The sequence below is a fragment of the Pseudomonas sp. NFACC56-3 genome, from assembly GCF_900100025.1.
Classification (GTDB): domain Bacteria; phylum Pseudomonadota; class Gammaproteobacteria; order Pseudomonadales; family Pseudomonadaceae; genus Aquipseudomonas; species Aquipseudomonas fluorescens_AA.
Window position 1 is genome coordinate 623,734 of sequence record NZ_FMTK01000001.1, and the last position, 19,707, is coordinate 643,440.

16 protein-coding genes and 2 pseudogenes are annotated in these 19,707 nt (G+C 62.0%); 12 read left to right on the plus strand and 6 right to left on the minus strand.

Annotated elements, in window-relative coordinates; all coding sequences use genetic code 11:
- On the plus strand, nucleotides 1–501 hold the full coding sequence (locus BLO80_RS02600; RefSeq protein ID WP_092326561.1) for a lipocalin-like domain-containing protein: 501 nt from the start codon (nucleotides 1–3) through the stop codon (nucleotides 499–501).
- 84 nt (nucleotides 502–585) lie between these two features.
- On the opposite strand, the gene BLO80_RS02605 is transcribed toward BLO80_RS02600, so the two are convergent.
- The 3 genes and pseudogenes from BLO80_RS02605 to BLO80_RS02615 form a co-directional block, all read right to left on the minus strand.
- Nucleotides 586–2,070: an aldehyde dehydrogenase family protein gene (locus tag BLO80_RS02605; RefSeq protein WP_092326563.1), complete on the minus strand. Its 1,485-nt coding sequence runs from the start codon at nucleotides 2,068–2,070 to the stop codon at nucleotides 586–588.
- A 78-nt stretch (nucleotides 2,071–2,148) separates the two neighbouring features.
- On the minus strand, nucleotides 2,149–2,601 hold the full coding sequence (locus BLO80_RS02610) for a RidA family protein (protein WP_092326564.1): 453 nt from the start codon (nucleotides 2,599–2,601) through the stop codon (nucleotides 2,149–2,151).
- Nucleotides 2,591–2,773: pseudogene (locus BLO80_RS02615) on the minus strand (DSD1 family PLP-dependent enzyme); the annotation flags it as partial. The pseudogene BLO80_RS02615 and the gene BLO80_RS02610, both read right to left, overlap by 11 nt.
- On the opposite strand from BLO80_RS02615, the pseudogene BLO80_RS02620 reads away from it, so the two are divergent.
- The 11 genes and pseudogenes from BLO80_RS02620 to BLO80_RS02670 form a co-directional block, all read left to right on the plus strand.
- Nucleotides 2,772–2,933, plus strand: a pseudogene (locus BLO80_RS02620) (LysR substrate-binding domain-containing protein); the annotation flags it as partial. The pseudogenes BLO80_RS02615 and BLO80_RS02620 overlap by 2 nt on opposite strands.
- A gap of 461 nt (nucleotides 2,934–3,394) precedes the next feature.
- Nucleotides 3,395–4,720, plus strand: a complete 1,326-nt coding sequence (locus BLO80_RS02625; RefSeq protein ID WP_092326566.1) for an NAD(P)/FAD-dependent oxidoreductase — start codon at nucleotides 3,395–3,397, stop codon at nucleotides 4,718–4,720.
- A gap of 356 nt (nucleotides 4,721–5,076) precedes the next feature.
- Nucleotides 5,077–5,745 carry a haloacid dehalogenase type II gene (locus BLO80_RS02630; protein ID WP_092326567.1) on the plus strand — a complete coding sequence of 223 codons (669 nt, stop codon included), beginning with the start codon at nucleotides 5,077–5,079 and terminating at the stop codon, nucleotides 5,743–5,745.
- 36 nt (nucleotides 5,746–5,781) lie between these two features.
- Nucleotides 5,782–7,056, plus strand: coding sequence for an NAD(P)/FAD-dependent oxidoreductase (locus BLO80_RS02635; RefSeq protein WP_092326569.1), 1,275 nt, complete (start codon nucleotides 5,782–5,784; stop codon nucleotides 7,054–7,056).
- Between the two features lie 78 nt (nucleotides 7,057–7,134).
- Complete coding sequence (locus BLO80_RS02640) at nucleotides 7,135–8,781, plus strand: ABC transporter substrate-binding protein (RefSeq protein ID WP_092326570.1); 1,647 nt, start codon at nucleotides 7,135–7,137, stop codon at nucleotides 8,779–8,781.
- 40 nt (nucleotides 8,782–8,821) lie between these two features.
- Nucleotides 8,822–9,778, plus strand: a complete 957-nt coding sequence (locus BLO80_RS02645) for an ABC transporter permease (RefSeq protein ID WP_092326711.1) — start codon at nucleotides 8,822–8,824, stop codon at nucleotides 9,776–9,778.
- The gene (locus BLO80_RS02650) at nucleotides 9,775–10,650 is read left to right on the plus strand and encodes an ABC transporter permease (protein WP_053121195.1); all 876 of its coding nucleotides are present in this window, start codon (nucleotides 9,775–9,777) and stop codon (nucleotides 10,648–10,650) included. Before BLO80_RS02645 ends, BLO80_RS02650 begins: the two co-directional genes overlap by 4 nt.
- A gap of 1 nt (nucleotide 10,651) precedes the next feature.
- Nucleotides 10,652–12,493 carry an ABC transporter ATP-binding protein gene (locus tag BLO80_RS02655; protein WP_092326572.1) on the plus strand — a complete coding sequence of 614 codons (1,842 nt, stop codon included), beginning with the start codon at nucleotides 10,652–10,654 and terminating at the stop codon, nucleotides 12,491–12,493.
- A gap of 70 nt (nucleotides 12,494–12,563) precedes the next feature.
- A complete protein-coding gene (argE, locus tag BLO80_RS02660; RefSeq protein WP_092326574.1) occupies nucleotides 12,564–13,721 on the plus strand; it encodes an acetylornithine deacetylase in 1,158 nt (385 codons plus the stop codon).
- 207 nt (nucleotides 13,722–13,928) lie between these two features.
- Nucleotides 13,929–15,386, plus strand: a complete 1,458-nt coding sequence (locus BLO80_RS02665; protein ID WP_092326575.1) for an NAD-dependent succinate-semialdehyde dehydrogenase — start codon at nucleotides 13,929–13,931, stop codon at nucleotides 15,384–15,386.
- A 34-nt stretch (nucleotides 15,387–15,420) separates the two neighbouring features.
- Nucleotides 15,421–16,500 (plus strand): tartrate dehydrogenase, encoded by a 1,080-nt coding sequence (locus BLO80_RS02670; RefSeq protein WP_060742358.1) that lies wholly within the window; start codon nucleotides 15,421–15,423, stop codon nucleotides 16,498–16,500.
- A gap of 250 nt (nucleotides 16,501–16,750) precedes the next feature.
- Here the strand turns inward: BLO80_RS02670 and BLO80_RS02675 are convergent, their stop codons facing one another.
- The 3 genes from BLO80_RS02675 to BLO80_RS02685 form a co-directional block, all read right to left on the minus strand.
- A complete protein-coding gene (locus BLO80_RS02675; protein ID WP_092326577.1) occupies nucleotides 16,751–17,458 on the minus strand; it encodes a cupin domain-containing protein in 708 nt (235 codons plus the stop codon).
- Nucleotides 17,459–17,506: 48 nt separating this feature from the next.
- Nucleotides 17,507–18,364 carry a GNAT family N-acetyltransferase gene (locus BLO80_RS02680; RefSeq protein ID WP_092326579.1) on the minus strand — a complete coding sequence of 286 codons (858 nt, stop codon included), beginning with the start codon at nucleotides 18,362–18,364 and terminating at the stop codon, nucleotides 17,507–17,509.
- Nucleotides 18,365–18,590: 226 nt separating this feature from the next.
- Entirely contained in the window at nucleotides 18,591–19,517 is a 927-nt protein-coding gene (locus BLO80_RS02685) for a 2-hydroxyacid dehydrogenase (protein WP_092326580.1), read from the minus strand.
- Between the last annotated feature and the right edge of the window lie 190 nt (nucleotides 19,518–19,707).

The window sequence follows — 19,707 nt, forward strand, 5'->3', positions numbered from 1 at the left end:
ATGAGTTTGAAAAATAAAGTACTGGCGGTCGGTGCGGTGATTGCCTTCCTGGCATTCTCCAGCGTGTTTGCGGGCAAAGAAAATGCCTTGGTCGGGACATGGCGCATGGTCAGCGCAACCGTTGAGAGTCAGGGCAGCCGATCGGAGGCTTATGGCCCCAATCCCCATGGCTGGCTCGTCTTCACGCCAGAGCTGACGTTTGTCGAAGTACTCACTGATCCGCGCGTGCCGGTGTTTCGATCCAATGCTCGTGGCGAAGGCACCGATGAGGAAAACCGGGCCGCGATGGCGGGGAGCATCGGTTTCTTCGGGCGATACACCGTCGACCAGAACGGTGAGTTCACGGGCAATACTGTCCTAGGCTCTACGTTCCCGAACTGGGTGGGCGCCGTGCGTACCCGCGACGACCTGCAGTTGAAGGTCGACGGTGACCAGATGGTGGAGGATTTTCGCCGCCCCGATGGGGCGAAGGTTCACATCGTCTGGGAGCGTGTGAAGTGATGTGCCCTAGGGCATTCGGGCACATCTGCCATCGCCGTGTGGACAGCTGGCACCGAAGCCCGAGGCGTTGCGAGAAAAGGGTGCCTAGATACGCGAAGAACCTTCAGGCGGTTCGCCAAACCCAACGATCGCCTTGGTTTCCAGGTATTCCTCAAGGCCGAAGACGCCGTACTCTCGGCCATTGCCCGAACGCTTGTAGCCTCCGAATGGCGCCATGGGGTTCCAGGCCGGGTAATTCAGGAGCACTTGCCCCGCACGGATACGAGCGGCCACTGCACGTGCCAGCTCGATATCCTGTGACTGAACATGGGCGCCAAGCCCATAGATCGTGTCGTTGGCGATAGCGACTGCCTCGTCGATGGTTTCGTAGGCAATGATGCACAGCACCGGCCCGAAGATTTCTTCCTGGGCGATCCGCATGGCGTTATCCACCTCGGAGAACACAGTCGGGCGGGTGTAGAAGCCCTTTTCAAACCCCGGCACGCGTCCGAGCCCGCCGCAGAGCAATTTTGCTCCCTCCTGCAGGCCGGTCTCGATCATGGCTTGCACGCGATTGAACTGGGCTTCATTGGCGATGGGGCCCAGTACCGTTTCCGGTGATTGCGGATCACCCACGATGATCCCGTTGGCGGTGGCGACCGCCAGTGCTTCGACCTCCGCCAACCGGTCCTTGGGCACGATCATCCGGGTAGGGGCGCTGCAGGATTGTCCGACGTTGCGCAACGCCGTCATCACACCCAGTGGGACGGCTTTGGCAAAGTCGGCATCGGGCAGCAGAATGTTCGGGGATTTGCCGCCCAGTTCCTGCCCGACCCGTTTCGCCGTCGGGGCAGCCGCCTGGGCCACCAGCGCGCCCGCGCGGTTTGAGCCGGTAATCGAGATCATGTCGATGTCGGGATGGGCGGCCATCGCAGCGCCGACGACATGGCCGCTGCCGTTCACCAGGTTGAAGACACCCGCTGGAACGCCCGCCTCATGGACCACTTGCGCAAACAGAAGGGCGCTCAGCGGCGACAGTTCGCTGGGCTTGAGGACCACCGTGCATCCAGCCGCCAGCGCCGCGGCGACTTTTGCGGTGATTTGATAAAGCGGCCAGTTCCATGGGGTGATGAGGCCGCAGACGCCGATGGGTTCGCGTTGGATCGCGGTCCCGTTCTCGACGGTCTGGAAACGATAGGTGGAGAGCAGGTCGCGGGCGACCCGGACGTGTTCGGCGGCCAGGGGCACTTGCATCGCCCGTGCAGAACCGATGGCTGCGCCCATTTCCAGGGAGATCGCCTGGGCGAAATCTTCTTTGCGCTCAAGGATAAGCTCATGGAGCTTGCCCAGCACCCGCGCGCGCGACGCCGTGGAAGTGGCCGACCAACCGGCGAACGCGGCACGCGCCGCCGCGACCGCCCGATCGACATCCTCGGCAGACCCGCTGGCGACCTGGGCAACGACCTCTTCGGTCGCCGGGTTGACCACCGGCAAACTGGCCGGGCTTGCCGGCGCGGACCAACCGCCATTGATATAAAACAGCTGGGCGGTTTGCGGATCAATGTAGCTATTCGAAGATTGAGTCATCATCCAAGGTGTTCCTTTAGAGCGGTCTGTCGAGTCTGCTCAATAAGCTAACAAAGCAGCCCAGACGAAAGATGCCGTTGTTCAAGTGCGCAAAGGAGAATCTGCCGTATCTGCCGGGATAACTTGGCATTGCCCCGTGGCGAGGGCCATCGCTTCGATTTCGATCAGGTAGCCATGATGCAAGGCCGGAACGGGCACTACCGCTCGCGCTGGCCGATGCTCTCCCAGGTAACGGGCGTAGATTCGATCGAACGCGGGCCAGTGTTCGATACCTGCGACATAGACAGTGACCTTCAGCAGGTCGCGTGTGCTCCGGCCTGCTGCGTTGAGGATCGCCACCAGGTTATCGAGGGCGATGGCGACCTGGACCTCGAACGGTTGGTCCACACTGTGGACGCCATCGGCGCGTATGGGCAGTTGCCCGGACACATACAGAACGCCCTGGTGCACGACCGCCTGGGCGTAATGTCCACCCGGCGCCGCGGCGTTGGCCGTGCTGATCAAATGGATCGAGCCTGCTTGATTACCAGCCATGCAAGCGACGCCAGGTGTGCACGCCACCCTCGGCGTCAACCGCGTGATAGTCCGGGAATTGCGCGCCTGTGGCGCAGGCATGGTTGGGCAGGATGCGCAGGCGGCTACCGATGGGAAAGCGCGCGGTGATGTCGCCACCCTCGGCCGTTTCAAGCGCGATAATACCGTGCTGGGATGTCAGTGACGCCATTACCGACAAGCGTCTGGTTCGGGTGTTGGCGGATTGGCAATTCGACAGTGCGCCGATCAACCTGCTGGTGCCTTCACGAAAACTGCGTAGCCCGCGGGTGCAGACTTTGGTGGCGTTTCTGGAGGAGGCATTGAAAGCATGATCGGCAGACTGCCCGCGAAGGTGGTTCATCGTCGATGGGACGTTGAATGGGCCGGCGTCATCGCGAGCAAGCTCGCTCCCACAGAGGACTGAGCACCTATTTTTGTCTGCCGAAAATCCAATGTGGGAGCGAGCTTGCTCGCGATAGCGGTGGCCCAGCTAAATGAATGCCAGCATGTGCTCCGTGAAACAGATAATCAGACCCTCCCATCCGAAGCACTCCGCAAAGTCTGCTGAACACATCCCGCAAAACGGTGGTTTGTACCAGGCGACCTATACTTTTAACCGTTTATGCACGGTTTCTTGGTGTTGTAATAACACCATGATTCAGCGTGGCACTGATGCTTCCAGAACGAAGTAGCGGCTTGCCCTGGTCGCTGCCCTCAGTGCATGGCGATGCACCCGCGACCGTCTGAAGAAGACGTACCTTCAAATTCCCCGGCCTTCATGGACATCCCTAAAATGCCAGCACCGTTAATTTCCGTAGAGACGAATTCTGAGCTTCCGACGCACGCTGACGTTGTCGTGATCGGCGGCGGCATTATCGGAACCTTCACGGCCTATTACCTGGCCAAGCGCGGCATGAAGGTCGCGCTGGTGGAGAAAGGCCGCGTGGGTGCGGAGCAGTCGAGTCGAAACTGGGGTTGGTGCCGTCAGCAGAATCGAGACGCTCGCGAACTGCCGCTGTCGACCAAGAGCCTGGATCTTTGGGAGCAGTTCGCGGCAGAGACCGGTGAGGACACAGGTTTCAGAAGGTGTGGCTTGCTCTACTTGAGCAACAACGAGAAAGAGCTGGCCGGTTGGGCGAAATGGGGGGAGTTCGCCCGTACCGTCAATGTGAAAACCCACATGCTGACGGCGGAGCAGGCCGCTCAACATGGGCGGGTGACCGGCAAGCCTTGGAAAGGCGGGGTCTTTTCACCTACCGACGGTACGGCAGACCCATCCCGTGCCGCCCCGGCGGTCGCACGGGCCATCATTAAACTGGGCGGCACGGTGCACCAGGGCTGCGCCGCTCGTGGCCTCGAGACCGAGGGTGGCCGGTTGTCTGCCGTCGTCACCGAGAAGGGCACCATTCGCACCAGGCTCGCGGTGCTCGCCGGTGGCGCATGGGCGTCCTCTTTCTGCCGTCAGTACGGCATCCGGTTTCCCCAGGCGTCCATTCGCCAGACGATACTGTCGGTTTCCAAGAGTGCCCAAGAGATACCGGACGCGCTCCACACGGATGAAGTCTCCATGACCCGTCGCTCCGATGGCGGGATCACGCTGGCCATCAGTGGCCGAGGGCGTGTTGACCCTACCTTGCAATTGCTGCGTTTCGCCCCGCAGTTCCTGCCGATGTTCCAGCGTCGTTGGCGCAAGCTGGCCCCGGGCGGCCTGGAAGGCTTTCAATCGGGACACGAGGGCTTGGGGCGCTGGCGGTTGGACCAGCCGACGCCGATGGAACGCATGCGAATTCTCGATCCCAAGGCAGACGCCTCGACGGTCGAGTTGACTTACAAGCGCGCGGTAGACCTGATCCCGCTGCTGAAAACCTCGTCGGTCACCGCAGCCTGGGCAGGTTATGTTGACAGCACGCCTGACGGGGTCCCGGGCATCGGCGAGATGGCCAGCTTGCCTGGCCTGGTGCTGGCGGCGGGGTTCAGTGGCCATGGCTTCGGCATCGGCCCGGGTGCGGGTCATTTGATCGCCGACATTGTCTGTGACATGCCGCCACTGGTTGATCCGCGTCCCTATCACCCGGACCGTTTCCAATCTTCGGCCTGGGGCAAGGTCGCGGAGTTCTGAGGCGCCGGAAACTCACCGGCAAAACACTGAACGGGCGCATCCCAAGGGGCTGCGCCCGTTTTCATTTGCAGGCGTAGATTCTGCCGTGCGTGGCGTTTCCAGTGGTTTTTTACGCACCATAAATGTCCGCAAACGCCTTGAAAACGGCGCAAATGCCCGTGCATGGCGCATCCCGCACAGTCTGCTGAGCAGGCCCCGAAAAACGGTGGTTTGTGCCAAGGGGCCTATACTTTTAACCGTTTATGCACGGTCTCATGATGCTGTAATAAATCCGTGATGCAGCGTTGCACCCAGGCTTTCGGAACGGCGCAACCGCTTGCCCCTCATGACCTTAACCATCACTCAGGACTGCACTCATGAGCTTCCTTCGCCCCAAGTTCATTACCTTTGACTGCTACGGCACGTTGACCAATTTTCAGATGGGGACCATGACGCGCGAACTGTTCGCCGATCGGGTCCCTGCCGAGCAGATGGACCAGTTCGTCAAGGATTTCTCGGCCTATCGCCTGGACCAGGTGATGGGTGACTGGCGGCCCTATGATGAAATTCTCAAGACTGCCCTGGCCCGGGTCTGCAAGCGTTGGGGTGTCGAGTACAAAGGCGAAGGTCAGCTCTACTACGATGCCGTCCCGACCTGGGGACCCCATGCCGACGTACCGGCCGGCCTGTCGAAAATCGCCGACAAGATTCCCCTGGTGATTTTCTCCAACGCGATGGACGAGCAGATCATGTCCAACGTCGACAAGCTCGGCGCACCGTTCCATAAAGTCTTCACGGCTCAACAAGCCCAAGCCTACAAGCCGCGCCTGGCGGCCTTCGAATTCATGCTCGATAACCTCGGCTGCGGGCCGGAGGATGTCCTGCACGTGTCCTCGAGCTTCCGTTATGACCTGATGTCGGCCCACGACATGAAGATCAAGCACAAAGCGTTCGTGGCCCGTGGTCATGAACTGCCTGGAAATGCTGGCTACCACTACCACCAGATCCCGGACATCGGCGGATTGGCCGGCCTGGTCGGTCTCTGAGTCTTTGGACACTCTTCAAGGCATAAGGGGTTAGACATGGGCAGTGAGTCTTATTGGCTCGATACCGCACCGGCATTTACCGGTGCCCAGCTCGGTGCGTTGCCCGGGCAGGTCGATGTGGCCATCGTCGGTGGTGGTTTCACTGGCCTGGCCGCGGCCCGGGCCCTGGCCTTGAAGGGGGCCAATGTGGTGGTGCTGGAAGGCGGGCGGATCATTGGCGAGGCGTCGGGGCGCAATGGCGGCCAGTGCAATACCGGCGTGGCCCAGGACTACGCGGCCCTGAGTGCCAGCCTCGGCGCCGATAAAGCCCGCGCCTATTACCAGGCCTATGAAAGCGCCGTGCAGAGCGTTGTCTCGCTGGTGGAGCAGGAACAGATTGCCTGCAACTTCACACGCAATGGCAAGCTCAAGCTGGCGGCCAAGCCCATGCATTACGAAGGTTTGGCGCGCACCTGCGAATTGATTCGGCGCGAGGTCGATGCCGAGGTCGAATTGCTGTCTGCGCAAGAGACCCGCGCTGAAGTCAACTCGGCCCAGTTCCATGGCGGCTTGTTGCAGCGCAACGGCGTGCAGATGCACGTCGGGCGCTTCGGGGTCGGGTTGGCCGAGGCCGCCGTCCGTCACGGCGCCTTGATTTTCCAGGGCGTCTCCGTCACGGACTGGAAAGCCAGTGCCGGCGGCTATCGGGTCAATACCACCAAGGGATCGCTACAGGCCACGCAGGTCCTGCTGGCCACCGGCACCTCCCAGCAGGGTGGGTTGGGCTGGTATCGGCGGCGGATCGTGCCGGTGGGCAGTTTCGTGATCGCCACCGAGGTGTTGCCCCAGGCGCTGATCGACAGCTTGCTGCCGGCGCACCGTTCCTATGTCACCAGCCGCATGATCGGTAACTACTTCCGCCTGACCCCGGACAACCGCCTGCTGTTTGGCGGGCGGGCACGGTTTGCCATGTCTGACAGCGTGTCCGATGCCAAGAGCGGCAAAGTCTTGCACGCGGCGATGGTGCAGATGTTCCCGCAGCTGGCCCAGGTGAAGATCGACTATTGCTGGGGCGGATTGGTGGACATGACCTCCGATCGGCTGCCCCGGGCCGGCCAGCACGGAGGGGTTTATCACTCCATGGGCTACAGCGGCCATGGTGTGCAAATGTCGGTGCACATGGGGCAAGTCATGGCCGACGTCATGGCGGGCAAGGTCGAGGCCAACCCTTGGCGCGAACTCGATTGGCCGGCCATCCCCGGTCATTTCGGCAAACCCTGGTTTTTGCCTCTGGTCGGTGCGTACTACCGCCTTCAAGACTATTTGCACTGAGTTGCGGGAGACGCTTCACGTTTCAACACATTGCGTTAATCGCGAGCAATCGAGCCATTTCCGAAAGGTAGAACTGACATGACTGACGAAAAAAACAGTATCGACACCCAGCTGATAACAGGTACGGAAAGTCTGCGCATTTTCGAAGGGCTCAATCGCGGCATGTCACGCCGCAATGCATTGCAAATGCTGGGGTTGGCCGGGGTGGCCGTGGCAGGAGCGGGCAGCCTGTTCGGCGCCGCCGGCAAGCTGTTCGCCGATGAGGAACCCGCCGCCCCTGGCAAAGGCAAGCCTGGCGGGCGCATTCGCGTCGCCGGCTCGACCAGTTCCACCGCCGACACCCTGGACCCAGCCAAAGGTTCGTCGTCCACCGACTATGTGCGCCATTACATGTTCTATAACGGGCTGACGCGTTTCGACAGCCACATGGTGCCGCAACTGGAACTGGCCGAGCGTATCGACACCACCGACGCCACGCTTTGGGTGATCAGCCTGCGCAAGGAAGTGACCTTCCACAATGGCAAGGCACTGACCGCTGCCGACGTGGTGTTTTCGCTGCTGCGGCACAAGGACCCGATCACCGGTTCCAAGGTCCTGTCGCTGGCGTCGCAGTTCGCCGAAGTCAAAGCCGTCGGCCCCCACGAAGTGCAGATACAGTTGAGCGGTCCCAACGCGGAGCTGCCGTCGATCCTGGCCGTCTCCCACATGTTGATCGTTCCCGAGGGCACCAGCGATTTCAGCCAGGGCATCGGTACCGGTCCGTTCAAGGTCAAGGAGTTCAAGCCCGGGGTGCGCTCCATTGGTGTGCGCAATACCAACTACTGGAAACCCGGCTTGCCGTACCTGGACGAGATCGAATTCATCGGCATTGCCGACGAATCGTCACGGATCAACGCCCTGTTGTCGGGGGACGTGCACATCGTCAACGAGGTCAACCCACGCTCGACGACCCGCATCAAGGCCAGCGCCAAGCACCAGGTCATCGATTCACCGTCGGGCAACTACACTGACCTGATCATCCGCCAGGACCAGATGCCGGGCAAAAGTCCGGAATTCACCCAGGCCATGAAGCTGCTGCTGGATCGGGAACAGATCAAGTCGGCGATCTTCCGGGGCTATGCCAGGGTCGGCAACGATCATCCGATCGCTCCCGGGGCACGTTTCCACAATGCCGAGTTGCCACAACGGGCCTACGATCCGGAACAGGCCAAGTTCCTGCTCAAGAAGGCCGGCATGCAAGACATCAGCATGCCGCTGATGTGCTCGCCAGCGGCGACCGGCTCGGTGGACGTCGCGGTGTTGCTGCAGCAGTCCGCCAAGGAGGCGGGACTCAAGCTCAACGTCAACCGCCTGCCGAGCGATGGCTACTGGTCCAACCACTGGGCCAAGCACCCATTGAGCTTTGGCAACATCAACCCGCGGCCCAATGCCGACATGCTGTTCTCGCAGTTCTTCCAGTCGAGCGCACCGTGGAATGAATCCGCTTGGAAAAACGAACAGTTCGACCAGCTGTTGGTGCAGGCCCGAGGTGAAACCGACGAGGTCAAGCGCGGCAAGATGTACGGCGACATGCAGGTGCTGGTGCATGAGCACTGTGGCATCGGCGTACCGGTATTCATCAGCAACATCGATGGCGCCGATCAGCGCGTAAAGGGTTACGGCGCCAACCCCCTGGGCGGTTTCATGGGCTACATGTTTGCCGAGCAAGTCTGGCTGGATGCCTGATGACCGTCGGGTTTGGGCCATATTGCGTGAGGGTCGGATGATGAACAGCAACACACTCTGGTTGATCGGCCGCCGCCTGGGGGCGGCGGTCGTGACCTTGTTGATTGTCTCCATGGTGGTGTTCGCCATCACGGCAGTGCTGCCGGGGGACGCGGCGCAACAGGCGCTGGGCCAGTTCGCCACACCGGAACAGGTGGCGGCCCTGCGGATGAAAATGGGATTGGACCAGCCCGGTGTGTTGCGTTACCTGCATTGGCTGACGAGCCTGCTCAGCGGTGATTTGGGGATGTCGATGTCCAATGCCACGCCGGTCGTCGACTTGATGGCCGGCCGGGTCCCCAACACCCTGATGCTGGCGGCTGCCACGGCGCTGGTGTCGGTGCCTGTGGCCTTGACCCTGGGTATCGGTTCGGCGATGGGACGGGGCGGGCGTATCGACAGTTTCCTGAGCTTCTTCACCTTGACCATGGTGGCGGTGCCGGAGTTTCTGGTCGCCACCCTGGCGGTGCTGATATTCGCCGTGAACCTGGGCTGGTTGTCGGCACTGTCCTACGCCAGTGACATCACCTCACCCTGGCATTTCATGCGCACCTACGCCTTGCCGGTGATGACGCTGTGCTGCGTGATTGTCGCGCAAATGTCGCGCATGACCCGGGCGGCGGTGATCGATCAGCTCGACAGCCCTTACGTGGAAATGGCCCGCCTCAAGGGCGTCAGCAATATCCGGATCGTCCTTCGCCATGCCTTGCCCAATGCCATTGGCCCCATCGCCAATGCCATCGCCCTGAGCCTGTCCTATCTGTTGGGCGGGGTGGTGATCGTGGAAACGATCTTCAACTACCCTGGCATCGCCAGCTTGATGGTCGATGCCGTGACCAACCGCGATATGGCCCTGGTGCAGGCCTGCACCATGTTGTTTTGTACGGCGTATCTGGCGTTGGTGTTGATTGCCGACCTGTGCGCGATCCTTTCCAACCCGAGGCTGAGAAACCAATGAACAATCTCATTGTGAAGTCCCCGACGGCGGCCGTTGCGCTGGGGCTGGGCAAAGACGCCCACGCAAAGTCCTGGCTTGGCCTGGTCGGTGCCGCGATGTGTGTGATCTGGTTGCTGGTGGCCATCTTCGGCCCGTGGCTGGCGCCGCATCCGGTGGGGGAGGTGGTCTCTGACAACGTCTTCGACAGCCTCAGCGCGACGTACCCGTTCGGCACCGATTACCTGGGCCGCGACATGCTCAGCCGGATCCTTGTCGGCGCACGCTTCACCGTCGGCCTGGCGTTGGTGGCCGCGGTGTTGTCCAGCACCCTGGGCACCAGCCTGGCGCTGTTGTCGGTGGTGTCGCCAAAGTGGCTGGATGAGCTGATCAGTCGCCTGATGGACGCGTTCATCTCGATCCCCAGCAAGATGTTGGCGCTGATCATGGTCTCGGCCTTCGGCTCCTCGGTCACTTTGCTGATCTGCACGGCGGTGTTGAGCTACACCCCCGGCGCTTTCCGCATCGCCCGCAGCATGGCGGTGAATATCGAAGCCCTGGAATACGTGCAAGTGGCCCGTACCCGTGGTGAGCGCCGGCTGTACATCGCTTGTGTGGAAATCCTGCCGAACATACTCAACCCGGTCCTGGCGGACCTGGGCCTGCGCTTCGGTTTTATCGTGCTGCTGCTCAGTGGCATGAGTTTCCTGGGGCTGGGCGTGCAACCGCCGGATGCCGACCTGGGCTCGCTGGTGCGCGAGAACATCGGTGGCCTCAATCAGGGGGCGCCGGCCATTGTGATTCCGGCCCTGGCCATCGGCACCCTGACCATCGGTGTGAATCTGTTCATCGACCGGTTGTCGTCGCGACGTAGCCGACGTTCGGGAGGTCATTGAAATGAGCGAATTGATCCGAGTACAGGACCTGCGCGTGGTCGCCTGTGGCGAGCGCGGTGAAGTGGACATCGTCAAGGGTGTCAGCTTTTCCCTGCAAAAGGGCGAAGTGTTGGCGTTGATCGGTGAGTCCGGTTCCGGCAAGACCACCATTGCCCTGGCGCTGCTCGGTTATGCCCGGCGCGGTTGTCGCCTCGCGGGTGGCGTGGTGCAGGTCGGCGAGCATGACATGCTGGCGTCGAGCGAAAGCCAGTTGCAGAAGTTGCGGGGCAACCGGGTGTCCTATATCGCCCAGAGCGCCGCAGCGGCATTCAACCCGGCGAAAAAGCTGATCGACCAAGTGGTGGAGGGCGCGCTGATTCATGGCCTGGGCAGTCGGGCGGTGCTTGAAGCCAAGGCCATCGAGTTGTTCCGCGACCTGGCCCTGCCAGACCCTGAGCGCATTGGCCGACGCTACCCTCACCAGGTGTCCGGCGGACAACTGCAACGGGTGATGGCGGCCATGGCACTGATCAGCGATCCGTTGCTGGTGGTGCTCGACGAGCCTACCACGGCCCTCGATGTGACAACTCAGATCGATGTGCTGCGGGCCTTCAAACGAGTGGTCGGCGAACGTGGGGCCACGGCCGTCTATGTGTCTCACGACCTGGCGGTCGTGGCGCAGATGGCAGACCAGATCGTGGTGCTCAACGGCGGTGAAATCTTCGAGCACAGCGCCACGGCACCGTTGCTCAAGGGCCCGGCCCACGAATACACCCGCAGTTTGTTGGCGGCGGCGCGACCAGATACGACGATCCGTCCGCCGAGCGACATCGCCCAAGAGACGCCGCTGCTGACCATCCAGGGGCTGACCGCCGGCTACGGCAACAAAAATGCCCAGGGCATGCCGGCGATTCGCGTGCTGGAAGACATTGACCTGACGATTCGCAGGGGCCAGGCCATCGGTGTCATCGGTGAGTCGGGCTCTGGCAAATCGACCCTGGCACGGGTCGTGGCCGGATTGTTGATGCCGGCCCTTGGCGGGTTGACCTTCGATGGCCAACCCCTGGGGGGCAGCCTGTCGTCACGCACCCCCGAGCAGTTCCGACGCATTCAAATGGTCTTCCAGAATGCCGACACCGCGCTCAACCCGATGCACAGCGTCAGCACGATCCTGAGCCGTCCGCTGAAGATGTATTTCGGTCTCAAGGGCGCGGCGTTGCGCGAGCGTATCGGCGAATTGCTGGACCTGGTGCGTTTGCCGCGGGCGCTGGCGCAGCGGCGTCCGAACGAGCTGTCTGGCGGGCAGAAGCAACGGGTCAACCTGGCCCGAGCCTTGGCGGCCAAGCCGGACCTGATTCTCTGCGACGAGGTGACTTCGGCGCTGGATACCGTGGTCGGTGCGGCGATTCTCGAACTGCTGCGCGATTTGCGCCAGCAACTGGGGGTGTCCTATCTGTTCATCAGCCACGACATCTCCACCGTGCGCGCCTTGTGTGACGACATCGTGGTGATGTACAGCGGCCACAAGATCCAGGCCGGCACGCGCCAATCCTATGCCGAGGCACCGTTCCATCCGTATACCGACCTGCTGATCCATTGCGTACCGGAACTGCGCCAGGGCTGGCTGGAAACCTGTGGGGCCACGACCTGCCAAACGCTGCCACCCGTTGGCCCCAAAGCCAACGTGCCCGGCCTGTGCACCTTCCTCAGTCGCTGCCCGGTGCGGGTCGACGGCTTGTGCAATTGCGTCGCGCCGCAACGGCGGATGATCGTGGGCGGCAGTGAAATCCTCTGCCACCACGACAGTGCGGAACTGATGAAGACCCAGCAGTCCAACAACGTGACCGTGGCGGCGTATGCATGAACCGGCGTTTCGTCAGGCTGGTCGACATCAAGCGTTTCTTCTTTTCAGTCGAGCAACGGAGCAAGGCCTCATGAAACCCCGCGTATTGGACATTCTCAAACGGCTGATGGCCTTCGATACCGTCTCCTCGGAATCGAACATGGCCTTGATCGAGTACGTGCGCGATCTGCTGCTGACCAAGGGCATCGAGTCACTGATCGTCCAGGATGAAAGCGGCAAGAAAGCCAATCTGTTTGCCAGCACCGGGCCACGGGACGTGCCGGGGATCCTGCTGTCCGGGCATACCGACGTGGTGCCGGCGGCGGGGCAGGCCTGGACCTTTCCGGCCTTCGAGGCGACGGTGCAGGATGGGCGGATTTATGGCCGTGGCAGTTGCGACATGAAGGGGTTTATCGCACTGGCTGTCGACGCCATGCTCGAGGCCACCGAGCAGCCATTGAGCCGGCCATTGCAATTGGCCCTGTCCCATGACGAAGAGATCGGTTGCGTGGGGGTGCGTCGTTTGCTCGATGTGCTGCACCTGGCACCGGTCCGGCCGTTTCTGTGCGTGATCGGCGAGCCAACCAATATGCAGTTCGTGCTCGGCCACAAGGGCAAGGGTTCTTACCGTACTTACTGTCGCGGCCTGGAAGCGCATTCCTCCCTGGCACCGCGCTCGGTCAATGCGATTCACGTGGCCTGCGATTTCATTGCCGCGCTGCGCCTGAGCCAGCAGCAGTTGCAAGAGCAGGGGGCCCGGGACACCGATTACGACGTGCCCTACAGCACCGTGCATGTTGGACAGATTGTCGGCGGCAAGGCGCTGAACATCGTGCCCAACTTGTGCACCCTGGACTTCGAAGTGCGTAACTTGCCGGCGGACGACCTGGACGGGCTCCTGGAACAGATGCGTGAGCGCGCCGAACTGATCGTCGGCGAAGCCAGGAAGCTCTCCAGCGTGGCCGCTATCGAAATCGAGACCCTGAACGTCTATCCGGGCCTCGATACCCACCCGAGCGTCGAAGCGGTGCGTTTCCTGAAAAACTTTGCCGCGCCTGGCACCGGCACGGCCAAGGTCTCATTCGGCACCGAGGGCGGCTTGTTCAAACAACGCCTGGATGTGCCGGTGGTGGTCTGCGGGCCAGGCTCGATAGAACAGGCGCACAAGCCTGACGAATTCATCGAGATCAGCCAGATGGACGCTGGCGAGCGCTTCCTGCAAGGGTTAGTGGGCTCGATGCACCGCTAATTTGCCTGATTGAACATTCCGTCACGCCTGCAGCCCCATGGGTTTCATCGCCTGATCGAGGCGCACGGCGATCAATCCCCACCCGCGGTAGAGCATGCCGTCGAAGGCTGATTTTCAGCATTCACGGCTGTAGGGCCGGCGTTTTCAGCATCCTCGTCCAGGGCGAAACAATAGACTGAAGGCTGTCTCAAAACAGGACCCGACACCATGCTCAAGAATCGCCTGAAAGACCCCAGCCTGCTGGTAGAACGCGCTTACATCGACGGTCAGTGGGTCGGCGCCGACAACGCCGCGACCGTGGACGTTATCAACCCGGCCACCGGCGAAGTGCTCGCCAGGGTGCCCGCGATACAAGGCAGTGAAACCCGGCGCGCCGTCGAAGCCGCCGACCGTGCCTGGCCGGCCTGGCGTGCACGTCCGGCGGCAGAGCGGGCGGCGCTGCTGGATCGCTGGTATCAGGCCATGATCGACAACCTCGATGACCTGGCGTTGATCTTGACCTGCGAACAGGGCAAGCCGCTGGCGGAAGCCCAGGGCGAAATTCGCTACGGTGCCAGCTTCGTCAAATGGTTCGCCGAAGAAGCCCGACGGGTCTACGGCGAAACCATCCAGGCCCCCAGCGCTGATCGCCGCTTGCTGACCCTCAAGCAACCGGTCGGTGTCTGCGCCGCGATCACCCCATGGAACTTCCCCAACGCGATGATCACCCGCAAGTGCGCGCCCGCCCTGGCCGCCGGGTGCACGATCGTGGTCAAGCCGTCGGACCTGACCCCGCTGTCGGCCCTGGCACTGGCGGTGTTGGCCGAGCGGGTCGGCATTCCGGCCGGGGTGTTCAACGTCGTGACCGGCATGCCCACCGCCATTGGTGAAGAACTGACCGGCAACCCGACAGTGCGCAAGCTGTCTTTCACCGGGTCCACGGCGGTCGGTCGCCTGCTGATGCGCCAGAGCGCCGAACACATCAAGCGCTTGAGCCTGGAGCTGGGCGGTAACGCGCCGTTCATCGTGTTCGACGACGCGGACCTGGAGCAGGCCGTGACCGGCATCATGCTCAGCAAATTCCGCAACGCCGGGCAGACCTGCGTCTGCGCCAACCGGATCCTGGTGCAGGACGGGATCTACGAGCGCTTCGCCCAGCGCCTGGTGGAGGAGGTGGGCAAGCTCAAGGTCGGCGATGGCCTGGACGCCGGCGTGAACATAGGCCCACTGATCAATACGGCGGCGGTCAGCAAGGTCGCTCGACATATCGACGAGGCCTTGAGTCAGGGCGCTCGTCTACTCTGTGGTGAAATCCCCAAGGGTGACAGCCACTTCGTCCAGCCGACGGTGCTCGGTGAGGCCCATGCCGGAATGCTGCTGGCCAATGAAGAGACCTTCGGCCCGGTTGCACCGCTGATGCGCTTCAGCACTGAAGAAGAGGCGCTGGCCTCGGCCAACGCGACGCCTTACGGCTTGGCCGCCTATTTCTTCACCCAGGACTTGCGCCGCTCATGGCGGTTCGGCGAGGCGCTGGAGTTCGGCATGGTCGGGCTCAATACCGGACTCATCTCCATGGACGTCGCCCCCTTTGGCGGTATCAAGCAATCGGGCCTGGGGCGTGAAGGCAGCAAGTATGGCCTGGACGAGTTCCTTGAAGTCAAAGCCTTCCACATGGGTGGCTTGTGATCCGGTCAGCATTTGAAGAGAGGAGGCACGGTTGATGAGCAAACCATTCAGAATCGCCGCGATTGCCGGCGACGGCATCGGTAAGGAAGTCCTGCCGGAAGGGCTGCGGGTATTGGAGCAGGCCGCGAAGAAATGGCAATTGGATTTGAGCATCGAAGTGCTCGACTGGGCTCACTGCGATTATTACCTGGAACACGGGCAGATGATGCCTGCCGACTGGTTCGCGCAGCTCAAGGACTTCGACGCGATCTACTTTGGCGCCGTGGGCTGGCCGGACAAGGTACCGGATCACATTTCCCTGTGGGGGTCGCTGCTGAAGTTTCGCCGGGACTTCGACCAATACGTGAACATCCGGCCGGTGCGGCTGTTTCCCGGTGTACCGTGCCCGCTGGCGGGACGCGAAGCCGGGGACATCGACTTCGTGGTGATCCGCGAAAACACCGAGGGCGAGTATTCCTCGATCGGCGGCAAGATGTTCGAAGGTACCGAACATGAGTTCGTGCTGCAGGAGTCGGTGTTCACTCGCCGCGGCGTGGACCGGATTCTCAAGTTCGCTTTCGACCTGGCCCAGACCCGGCCGCGCAAACGCCTGACCGCGGCGACCAAGTCCAATGGCATCTCCATCAGCATGCCGTACTGGGACGAACGCACCGCGCTCATGGCGCAGCAGTACCCGGACGTCACCTGGGACAAGCAACACATCGATATCCTCTGCGCCCGCTTCGTGCTTCAACCCGATCGCTTCGATGTGGTTGTGGCCTCGAATCTGTTCGGCGACATCCTGTCCGACCTGGGCCCTGCCTGCGCCGGCACCATCGGCATTGCACCGTCGGCCAACCTCGACCCGGAGCGCCGGTTCCCCTCGCTGTTCGAACCGGTCCATGGCTCGGCGCCGGATATCTATGGACGAAACATCGCCAACCCGATTGCGATGATCTGGTCCGGCGCCTTGATGCTGGACTTCCTCGGCAATGGCGATGAGCGCTACCGTGCGGCCCATGATGGGATTCTCAGGGCCATCGAGCAGGTAATCGCCGAGGGGCCGATCACGCCTGATCTAGGCGGGCAGGGCTCGACCCAGGATGTTGGTCAGGCTATTGCGATGGCGCTTTGAACTGAGGTGTTCCGAGATCAACCTCCACCACGAGGCGGCCTTATGGCCGCCCTGGTTCCCCCGCTTGTTGTGGGAGCGAGCTTGCTCGCGATGAGGCCAGTAAACCCAACATCTATGTAACTGAACCACCGCCATCGCGAGCGAGCTCGCTCCCACAAGGGGACCTCGGTGTACATGAGGTCTGTGGCTTCTGAAAATTCAATGTGGGAGCGAGCGTGGCCTTACCAATCCCAAAAAGCCCCGCCAGACATCACTTGCAGACGTAGACCTTGCGCACATAGACGCTGCTCTTCCAGGCGCAGGGGGCGCCTCGAGGCACGAACACTGTATCGCCCGTGTCGACCGCCAGTTCGGAACCGTCGGCGATCTGGAGAATGATGCTGCCCTCGATCAGGTGCATCAGCTCATGCATCGTGTGTGGCCGCGCCTTGCGGGTATAGGGTGTCGAGTCCCAGATGCCGATGCGCAGGTTGGTCGCGTCCTCGACGAACACGTTGTTCGAGCGACATTGCGGTGTCGGGCTCAGCAGGAACTCTTCACTCGGAGGCGTCGAAGGGGATAGCAGGGTGTAGGGGGGAAGGGCGGTCAGCCCGACAGTGCCGGCTTCAACAGGCTGGGTATCGGCACAGAATGCCCAGAACGAGCCAGGTAGCGCGTCGATCTGAACCGATGTGCCACGGGCGATCACGGCGCTGTCACCCGGATTGAGTTCGAGCGCGTGATCCTGGCTCTGCAGGATCACGCGCCCCGCGTGGACCACGATCGTTTCACTGTAGGGGTATCGATCGCTGCTGAATTGTCCGCTCGCCTGGACGACGCCGGCAGCAATGTCATCCGTCCCGACATAAGCAATCTGCCTGTCGAAAGGATCGTTGGCGCCCAATGTGCCGGTGGTGAACGCTGTTGACGCGGGAGTGCCGTTGGCATGTGCGAGCAGCACGGCGGTGGGTTCTAGCATGAGGGTATTTCTCCAGGAGAGTGGATGGTGTCGCTGTGAGGTAAGGCGTCAGCCGATGGCCTGGGTCACCAGTGCAAATTGCTGCACGCCGCCGCTGGCCTGGGGCGGGGTCCCACGAACCATTTGGGCGACGGTGTCGACCTGTCTCAGCCCGGCGTCTTCCAACCACGGGCCGAGGCCGCAGTCGGAAGGGATGTCAACGCGCACGAAAGCATCCGGCACTCGAGCCAACAACACCGCGATCAGGTGCTTGGCCTGCTCTGGGTTTTCCGCAACGACCGGGCCGATGGAACGACCACGACCGAAGGGACGCAGGAGGGCGAACGCTCGCAGTTGCCCCTCACGCTCGATACCCACGACGTCTTCGACACGCTCGAACAGATCGTTGAGCACGGCATGCCTGTCCAGGCCGCTGCCGGCGTCGGCGAGTTCGATCAGGTCGTTTCGATCGGCTTCGGTCAGGTGGCGCAAGCGCTCACCGGATGGCAGGTCCATGGGGGCCGGAGGCGATACGTTGCCTTGGTGTTGTTGGACATGTCCAAAGTCAACGAAGCCCTGGCTGGCATAAAGGGGCGCGCCGGCCAGCGTCGCGTTGAGCATGGCGGTCCGCGAGCCGCACGCCTGGAGCGCCAGCTCCATCAGTTTGCGACCGATGCCCTGGCCCTGGTACTCATCGCTGACGATCACCAGGCCGATCGTGGCGTAATCCCCCTGCGGGCAGGTGAACGCCGTACCGATCAGGCGGCCTTCGTCCTCTGCGACAAAACCCTGCGAGACACGCTGCAGCATGGCCCAGTCCTCCAGGCGGTGGGGCCACTTCAACTGCACGGACAACGCATGGGCCGATGTCACATCGGCAGACGTCATGGGGCGATAGGTGTAGGCAGGGCGTTGCGTGTTGGACATGACAGATCTCCATGGACAGGGAGCGTGACCGGTCGGATTTCTCCGCTGAAAGTATTGGTATCTCACCTGCCACCAGGCCTGACAAGAGGCGGACATTGATTCGGTAGATTGCATAAGTTGCGGCGTCGCACGCCGCAGTTATTGCTCAAATCTGGCGCAGGCTCAGCAGCAAATATCAGCGGATTTTCCGTCGGTGTTTTTCTCGTAGGTGCATGACAAGCGCAGGTCAGTAACGGCGCTGAGGGTCAATCTGGCCGAGCATCGATTCGCCGCGCTGGTGGCGGCGGATATTGTCCAGCAACACGCCAAAGGCGCTTTCGGGCTGGGTCATCGCCGCGATATGTGGCGTCAGCAATATTTGCGGATGCTGCCAGAACGGGTGATCCGGTGCTGCCGGCTCCTGTTGCAATACGTCGAGTACCGCGGCACTTAGCTGGCCGCTGGCCAGAGCCTCGAGCAGATCCTCTTCTATCAAGTGCCCGCCACGGCCCATGTTGATCAGGGCAGCCCCCTTGGGCAGATGCTGGAACGACTGGCGGTTGAGAATCCCTCTGGTCTGCTCGGTCAATGGCAAGACACACAGCACGATGTCGCATTGGCCGAGGAACGCCGGGAGCTGTTCGTCACCGGCAAAGCAATCCACCCCGGCGATGCGGTGTTCGCTGCGTGCCCAACCTGATAAGGCGAAGCCAAAGGTCTGCAAGGTGGCCAGGATCTGCCGGGCCTGCATGCCTAGCCCCATGACACCGACCCGACGCTGGGCCGCCGGCTGCAGCAAGTGCGCCTGCCAGCACCGGGCGACCTGTTGCTGGCGATAACGGAGCATGTCCCGGTGCAGGCTGAGCACGGCGAAACTGGCGTACTCGCACATGCCCCGGGTGATGCCGGGGTCGAGTAACCGGACCACGGGCAGGGACGTGGGCAGACGATCAAGGTCAAGCTGGTCGACCCCGGCCGACAAGGCGAACAGCACCTCCAGGTTTGGCAGCCGTGTTTCGAGGTCGTCCGGCGCCTGCCAGGCGGCGAGGTAGCGAATATCCTTTGGATCGCCGATGTCCGGCCAGGCACGCCATTCGATATCCGGCGCGTGCTCGGCGAACAGACGCTTCCATTGTTCGCCGCGTACCGGGTCGGCTTTATAAAGCAGGGCCATGGGTCACTTCTCGTACTGGATAGGGAAGCTCCAGCATGCCCGACTGGTAAAGCAGGATGTATCAAAAGAACCTGCGTAATCACACATCGCTGCGTTGTATAGGGCGTCTGCCGGCAGATTCCATCGGGCTGGAGGCGGCTGAAGGAATCTGCTGTTTGCCGGGGTGAAAACAGTCGATCCGAATTTCCCA

Coding starts and splice junctions, on each gene's coding strand:
- BLO80_RS02600 (WP_092326561.1), top strand. CDS start 1: ATGAGTTTGAAAAATAAAGTACTGGCGGTCGGTGCGGTGATTGCCTTC.
- BLO80_RS02605 (WP_092326563.1), bottom strand. CDS start 2,070: ATGATGACTCAATCTTCGAATAGCTACATTGATCCGCAAACCGCCCAG.
- BLO80_RS02610 (WP_092326564.1), bottom strand. CDS start 2,601: ATGGCTGGTAATCAAGCAGGCTCGATCCATTTGATCAGCACGGCCAAC.
- BLO80_RS02625 (WP_092326566.1), top strand. CDS start 3,395: ATGCCAGCACCGTTAATTTCCGTAGAGACGAATTCTGAGCTTCCGACG.
- BLO80_RS02630 (WP_092326567.1), top strand. CDS start 5,077: ATGAGCTTCCTTCGCCCCAAGTTCATTACCTTTGACTGCTACGGCACG.
- BLO80_RS02635 (WP_092326569.1), top strand. CDS start 5,782: ATGGGCAGTGAGTCTTATTGGCTCGATACCGCACCGGCATTTACCGGT.
- BLO80_RS02640 (WP_092326570.1), top strand. CDS start 7,135: ATGACTGACGAAAAAAACAGTATCGACACCCAGCTGATAACAGGTACG.
- BLO80_RS02645 (WP_092326711.1), top strand. CDS start 8,822: ATGAACAGCAACACACTCTGGTTGATCGGCCGCCGCCTGGGGGCGGCG.
- BLO80_RS02650 (WP_053121195.1), top strand. CDS start 9,775: ATGAACAATCTCATTGTGAAGTCCCCGACGGCGGCCGTTGCGCTGGGG.
- BLO80_RS02655 (WP_092326572.1), top strand. CDS start 10,652: ATGAGCGAATTGATCCGAGTACAGGACCTGCGCGTGGTCGCCTGTGGC.
- argE (WP_092326574.1), top strand. CDS start 12,564: ATGAAACCCCGCGTATTGGACATTCTCAAACGGCTGATGGCCTTCGAT.
- BLO80_RS02665 (WP_092326575.1), top strand. CDS start 13,929: ATGCTCAAGAATCGCCTGAAAGACCCCAGCCTGCTGGTAGAACGCGCT.
- BLO80_RS02670 (WP_060742358.1), top strand. CDS start 15,421: ATGAGCAAACCATTCAGAATCGCCGCGATTGCCGGCGACGGCATCGGT.
- BLO80_RS02675 (WP_092326577.1), bottom strand. CDS start 17,458: ATGCTAGAACCCACCGCCGTGCTGCTCGCACATGCCAACGGCACTCCC.
- BLO80_RS02680 (WP_092326579.1), bottom strand. CDS start 18,364: ATGTCCAACACGCAACGCCCTGCCTACACCTATCGCCCCATGACGTCT.
- BLO80_RS02685 (WP_092326580.1), bottom strand. CDS start 19,517: ATGGCCCTGCTTTATAAAGCCGACCCGGTACGCGGCGAACAATGGAAG.